Source organism: Pseudomonas sp. GV047 (assembly GCF_003058245.1).
Lineage (GTDB): Bacteria > Pseudomonadota > Gammaproteobacteria > Pseudomonadales > Pseudomonadaceae > Aquipseudomonas > Aquipseudomonas marginalis.
This window is the reverse complement of the sequence record NZ_QCWA01000025.1, coordinates 1-6,291: the sequence shown is the minus strand read 5'-3', so window position 1 is coordinate 6,291 and position 6,291 is coordinate 1. Positions and strand designations below refer to the sequence as shown.

6 protein-coding genes are annotated in these 6,291 nt (G+C 49.1%); 3 read left to right on the top strand and 3 right to left on the bottom strand.

What is annotated here, in order from left to right; translation table 11 throughout:
• Window positions 1-1,094: methyl-accepting chemotaxis protein (locus C8K58_RS31825; RefSeq protein ID WP_146188262.1), on the top strand; the 1,094-nt coding region annotated here is incomplete at its 5' end.
• A 567-nt stretch (window positions 1,095-1,661) separates the two neighbouring features.
• On the opposite strand, the gene C8K58_RS31820 is transcribed toward C8K58_RS31825, so the two are convergent.
• Entirely contained in the window at window positions 1,662-2,645 is a 984-nt protein-coding gene (locus tag C8K58_RS31820; protein ID WP_108574899.1) for a GlxA family transcriptional regulator, read from the bottom strand.
• A 169-nt stretch (window positions 2,646-2,814) separates the two neighbouring features.
• Window positions 2,815-3,183, bottom strand: coding sequence for a RidA family protein (locus C8K58_RS31815; RefSeq protein ID WP_054092857.1), 369 nt, complete (start codon window positions 3,181-3,183; stop codon window positions 2,815-2,817).
• 400 nt (window positions 3,184-3,583) lie between these two features.
• On the opposite strand from C8K58_RS31815, the gene C8K58_RS31810 reads away from it, so the two are divergent.
• Window positions 3,584-4,495 (top strand): LysR family transcriptional regulator, encoded by a 912-nt coding sequence (locus tag C8K58_RS31810; RefSeq protein WP_080377259.1) that lies wholly within the window; start codon window positions 3,584-3,586, stop codon window positions 4,493-4,495.
• A 188-nt stretch (window positions 4,496-4,683) separates the two neighbouring features.
• Here C8K58_RS31810 and C8K58_RS31805 read toward each other — a convergent pair whose 3' ends face one another.
• On the bottom strand, window positions 4,684-5,583 hold the full coding sequence (locus C8K58_RS31805) for a LysR family transcriptional regulator (RefSeq protein ID WP_108574898.1): 900 nt from the start codon (window positions 5,581-5,583) through the stop codon (window positions 4,684-4,686).
• Between the two features lie 310 nt (window positions 5,584-5,893).
• On the opposite strand from C8K58_RS31805, the gene C8K58_RS31800 reads away from it, so the two are divergent.
• Window positions 5,894-6,291, top strand: a 398-nt coding sequence (locus tag C8K58_RS31800; RefSeq protein WP_146188260.1) for a TauD/TfdA family dioxygenase, incomplete at its 3' end; no start/stop codon positions are given.

The following is a 6,291-nucleotide window of genomic DNA, read 5'->3' as shown; positions in this document are numbered from 1 at the left end:
TGGCGCTGCGTATTAATGATGTCGAGCAATCGAGAAACTTCCTTGTCTTGTGGTTAGTTGTCGCGATTATTATTAGTGCGCTTACTGCATGGGTTATTACACGCCTAATAGTTACTCCACTTCTTGAAACGTTAAGACTCGCGGAGCGGGTGGCCAAGGGGGACTTAACGTGCAGTCAAACAACGTCACGGCAGGATGAGCTTGGTCTGCTCCAAACGAGCATGTACCAGATGACAGCTAACTTGCGAGAGCTAATAGGTGGTTTACGTGATGGTGTAATTCGGATATCGGGGGCTGCCGAACAGCTTTCAGCGGTCACTGAGCACACAAGTGCGGGAGTGAATATCCAAAAGAGCGAAACAGACCAGGTCGCTACCGCCATGCACGAAATGGCTGTGACCGTGCAAGAAGTTGCAAGGAATGCTGAGAAAGCTTCGCAGGCGGCGGTTAGCGCTTCACAGGAGGCACGGGAGGGCGATGGAGTTGTTTCAAAAGCAATACTTCAAATCGAAATGCTGGCCACTGAGGTTGTTCAATCCAAAATTGCTATGGATGATCTCAAAAGCCAGAGTAACAAGATCGGAGGGGTGATGGACGTAATTAAGGCTGTGGCGGAGCAAACCAATTTGCTAGCACTCAATGCTGCGATTGAAGCCGCGCGAGCTGGCGAAGCCGGAAGAGGTTTTGCGGTGGTGGCGGACGAGGTGAGAAGCCTTGCGCAACGCACCCAGATATCTACAGAGGAAATCGCGATATTGATAAGCGGCCTGCACAGTCGGACGGCACAAGTGGCAACAATCCTCGAGAACAGCCGGGCATTAAGTGATAATAGCGTCGAGCTAACACGTGATGCTGGTGCCTCGATCACGAACATCAGCCGCTCCATCTCGATTATCGAGTCGATGAATTACCAGATTGCAGCGGCCGCAGAAGAGCAAAGTGCGGTTGCAGAGGAAATAAATCGAAGCATTCTGAACGTTCGAGATATTTCCGAGCAGACTGCTTCCACCAGTGCAGAAACCGCATCATCGAGTCTGGAACTTGCTCGCTTGGGTGTTCAATTGCAAAATATGGTGAGTAAATTCGTTGTGTAATACTGCGGTATCAAGTGTATTTAATATTGACCGTGGGATGCCCAGTGACAGGTTGCTCCGGGCTTCTATTTTAGGGAAATAATCCTTTCTTAGCCGATCTTTCAATAGACGGAAGTTAAGTTTGGGATGGTATAAAGCAGTGCATAATTTTTACCCTCAGCAATTGGCAGAATCAACTATAGTGCAACTCACAATCAAGTCTGTAACCAACTCGCCATGTGCAGGAGCATTTCCCTGAGCGTCGGCGAGCCATCCGCAAATGGAACAATGCGAATAGTATGAACCTCTGCGCTACGTTCTTGGCCGAAATGCGAAGCGAGCCTCAAAATGGCAAGCTTATGCTTGATCACTGGAAACGGATGCTCGGCCTTCGCCCGTAGTCCCCTGCGTTATTCACAAGTGACCTACAGTTCACTAAAATATTTGTGAATTTTTGCACGGCACTAGACTACCAATCGCCATCGTCAAAAGGCGGATGAATAGGTTGAGAGAATACGCAGAAAACTGATCAGTTGGCCAATAGTTAATATGCGATGCCCCCCTTTTTTGGTTGGATGTGGGTTTGATTCAGTCGCGCTCACTTGGCCCCGGCGCGCTTAACATGGGATCCAATCCACGTCGTAGCATGCGTTCGTCGCGAGGAGGGCGGCCGAAGTACTGACTGTAAGCCCTGGAAAAATGTGCGCCGCTAGAGAAACCGCAAGAGAGACCAACCTGGATGATGGATGTGGAGGATTGCAGGAGCAAGTGCCGTGCGCGCTTCAGTCGTAACTCTAGGTAATACTGACTAGGCACACGATCCAAGTATTGCTTAAAGATTCGTTCCAACTGCCTACGAGACATGCATGCGTAACGGGCTATCTCGTCAGTCGTCAATGGCTCCTCGATATTGGCCTCCATGAGCAGCACAGCGTGCGTGAGCTTTGGGGGGCTAGAGCCAAGTCGGTTTTTTAGCGGCATCCGTTGGTGGTCATTCCCGTCGCGAATGCGCTCGACCATCAGCTCTTCACATACTGCAGATGCCAATTCACTCCCGTGATCACGCGATAGCATTGTCAGCATCAGATCTACTGCTGCCAATCCGCGGCATGCGCTGATGCGATTACGATCCCATTCGAACAAATGGTCTGTAGCAATGACTTTTGGGAAACGCTCTTTAAAGTCATGGAGCCATCGCCAGTGAACTGCCGCTCGATGACCATTGAGCAACCCGAGTTGCGCTAATGGATAGACGCCGGCAGAAATTGCCCCGAGGACGTCCCCTTCACGAGCCCGCTGTTTGAGCGCTGCCGCCAGTGGTGCTGAAATCTGCTGTGGGGGCTCATCAGCCACCAAAAATATTCGATCACACTGCTCCAGGGTGCCTTCCCAGGCAAACGCAGAGCGATACGAATCATTGTAATTAGTTAGTTGCTCTGCATGTATGAAGACTAGGTCGTATATCTTTTCAGGATGCAGACCCTGTGCTGTTAGTATCGTACTTTCAACGATTGCTAAAGACAGAGCGCTAGTCTGCGGCCAAAATAAGATACCAATACAATGCACAGTCATGCTGAAGCCGCTACTTACTTGATTTTGTACTGAAGAGTGCGTGCCGTGGCAGCGAACAGCAGTCAGAATCTGAGGGGTATAAAAAATCCCTGTTTAACTTCAAATGATATCTTAACGCTGAAGTTTACACGTTCCATGTGCACATGCTCAAAGCTTGAAGCGGACATGCCTAGTTATTTAGCTGAGGAACCGCGGCGACAGCAACCAATTCTAATCGAATGTTCTCGTCGTCAAATGTAACTTGGCAAGTAGCACGCGTGGGCTTTTCATGCTCTGCGAACCACTCTGTCCAGATCTCATTCAGGCCGGCGATATCTCCCGCGATATCCTTCACCCAGAGTTGCACACTCAAAAGGTGGGAGCGATTGGTTCCGGCCGCCTGCAAGTACTTCTCGAGGCGATTTAAGACCTGCTGAGTTTGACCACGAATATCTTCCGAAAAGTCGAGAGCTACGAGACCAGAAAAATAGGCGACATTATTGTGGGTTACTACCCGGCTGACTCGTGTATTGCTCTCAATTCGATTGATAATATTCATATTAATACCATGGTAGGGCCATAAGGCGTTTTGGGATGGGGCACGTGAATAATTAGTCTGAGTCATCATTTCGCTGATGGCATCAGATAGGCCATACCTTCTCAGCTTGATTTTGAGCTGAGCATGGTTCGCGCCACGACAAATCCTTGACATCCCAAACTACGACAACAAGATAAAAAAGGCGTGCAACGCTTGTGCGCTAACAGTTCGATATCTGGTAAAGTTTGGGTGTCACTTACTCAGCGCTGATCCAATATGGTTTAAACGCTGCCCGTGTGTTTTATTACTCGTTCAATAAGTGGTTGGTAGTAATGTACATGAACCTACTATACCAGCCAAAGAAGACCCTTTATATATAGAATTTAGTTGATCTCAGCGGAAGCTCAGCTTATGCTGCCGTATGGCCAAATCTCTCATCTCATCTCTAAACTGGCTGCGTGTATTTGAAGCTGCGGCGCGGCATCAGAGCTTTTCGCAAGCTGGTAAGGAGCTGCATATGTCCGGCGCAGCCGTCAGTCAGCAGGTCCTCGCGCTGGAAGGCTGTCTTGGCCGTCCGCTTTTCGAGCGCGGTGCCAATCGAATACATCTGACATCTGAGGGGCGCGATTTTCTACCAACCGTCCAGATATCCCTAGGGGCGATCGATAGCAAGGCGGAAGCTATATTTGCATCTCAACGCATCGAACAGGTCTCACTCCTTGCAAGCCACCTCATGTCAATGAGCTGGCTTCCTCGAGTGCTGGCAGACTTCGAGAGAGATAATCCGTCGATTCGCGTGGAGCTACTGATGGAGGGCACAGAGCGGAGGGGCGATCCTGATCTAACGATCCGATTTGGAAAGGAGCCGCATCTTTTGCGTCATCCTGGAAGATTGATGGGGCTTTCTTACGTCGTAATGGGGCGAAAGAAGGACCTTGCTAACCTCAACACCCTTGACGATTTGTTGTCATTCCGTCTGTTAGATATAACGTCACACACGATGGGATGGATCGCGTTATTGAACTATCACTTCGGTCCGATGCCAGAGCGCAGTCTCAAAATCGAGGCGGTTGAAACAACTCCTCTGGCGCTGATGATGGTCAGTCAAGGCCTTGGTTTGGCGATTGGTCCAGTCCCTGTTTGTCTTCCGCTTGCAACCTCTCTGGGGCTGGGCACTTGCACTTGGATCCCCAAAACTCCTGGGCCAGGAAGCTATATTTTAGAGCAGCCTACGACCCGGCCCTTACGCTCAGCCGTCCTTAAGCTGGAGGAAGCTCTTCATATGGCAGCCCAAAATTCCCTTCACTCTACAGGCAGCGCGCGGCAACCATAGGTTAGAGGTCCACCGAAGATTCCCTGGGGGTGCTTACTCTCATTTTGAAGCCTTTTTCAGACCAGTAAGGCGTGATAGGAGGAAAATAGTGCACGTAAATAAAATTCTCCGGCACTAGTTTTGGCATCAATTTCGCTGGGGCGTTATATCGATATGAAGTCGAAGCTGGGCCTGATGACTAGTGTTTTTTATAAGTGGTCTTTGGGGGACTCAATAAGCGGGCGACACAACTCAATAATACTATCCCTATTCGCAGTAGGATCGTCGGTACTCCAGGCTAGGCCAAGCCCTATTCTCAGGTCAACGCCTTCTACCTTCCTTAATTCAAAGTTTCTTCCGGGAATCTCGGTAACCCATTCCGGTACGAAGCCGACCCCAACCTTTGCCGAGACTAGCGCAAGCATCGCCAGTGTGTCATTGCAAGTATAAGAGATTTGTTTGTCCAATCCATATTCTTTAAATTTTTCTATAAAGTAAGCGTCAGTGTAGGACTTATTGTAGCGAGAAAAAGATATGATGCGTTGTTCTCGAAGATCATTTAAGTGAATGGTGGTTTGTTGGCATAGAGGATTGTCATGCGAGATTGCTAACAGATATCTTTCGCGATGAATGGCCTGCCATCTTAATGATCCAATGTTCTCAATGGGCCGAATAAATGCTAGGTTTATATTTCCTCGCTCAATTTCTCTTACAATGTCCTCTGTGTTCCCATTATGGATATGAATCCGCACATCTGGGTAGCGTTGATTGATTCGTGAAATAAAGTCAGGTAATACACCAAAGGTTGCTGGATGTATTGTGCCTATTGTAATTTGAGTCATATCCTTTCCGGCAACAGCCTGCGTCAGGGAGCAGGTGCGGTCGATATCTCTTAAGATATTTAAACATCGTGTATTGAACACTGCGCCGGCCTCCGTCAGCTGGACACGCCTCGTCGAACGAGTCAGTAACGGTATACCGAGTTCACGTTCTAGCGCCTGTATCTGAGCGGAAACTGCCGGTTGGGCAATCTGTAAACGGAGGGCAGCTCGGCCGAAATGCAGCTCTTCTGCGAGGACTACGTAGGTCCTGATCTGGCGCAATTCCATGAGGAAACTCTTTGAATGGTCGTAGCGTCCATTTATACGCTGAGACGTTGCTTGTCAAATGGACTGATCAAAATTCGTGATAAGTGTACGGTGATAGCCGCCATGGATGGTTCCTAACTGCCGTGGTGGAGAGCGGTCCTTCACACACACACATCAGGTCGTAGCTTGGCGTTAGCCTGATACGGTCAGCTTTTCTCTGGATTAATCACAAATTTTGATTAATCTACTATTATTAATATTGGTGGCTTGTACACATCCAGCGGTAGCTTAGGGGTGTGGAACTTGAACACACGCCTTTGAGGAGCTGAGCATGCTGACCAAGACAAAAATCACAACGGTTGAAAACGGTAGTAGCGTCTGCGCAGATGTTGTCGGATTCGATTTCAACAATTACGACGCTGCTGATGTGGCAGAAGTCAGAAAAATCTGGCTTCAGTATGGCGTTTTGCGTTTTCGCGAGATCAACATCAGCGACGAACAACACATCGCGTTTTCTCGTCATTTCGGCAAGGCGGTCATTCACCCTAAACAGCTGCAGGAAGGCGCTCACCCTACTCAAAAAGAGATCTTAGTGATTGCCAACACTACCAAGGATGGGAAGCCTACCGGAGCTATGGGGAACAGTGAAGCGGGTTGGCATACGGATACCTGGTTCTATGAACGTCCCCCAGCTGGTGCCCTTTTGCGGGCGGTTGAGGTTCCACCAAC

Coding starts and splice junctions, on each gene's coding strand:
- C8K58_RS31805 (WP_108574898.1), bottom strand. CDS start 5,583: ATGGAATTGCGCCAGATCAGGACCTACGTAGTCCTCGCAGAAGAGCTG.
- C8K58_RS31820 (WP_108574899.1), bottom strand. CDS start 2,645: ATGACTGTGCATTGTATTGGTATCTTATTTTGGCCGCAGACTAGCGCT.
- C8K58_RS31815 (WP_054092857.1), bottom strand. CDS start 3,183: ATGAATATTATCAATCGAATTGAGAGCAATACACGAGTCAGCCGGGTA.
- C8K58_RS31810 (WP_080377259.1), top strand. CDS start 3,584: ATGGCCAAATCTCTCATCTCATCTCTAAACTGGCTGCGTGTATTTGAA.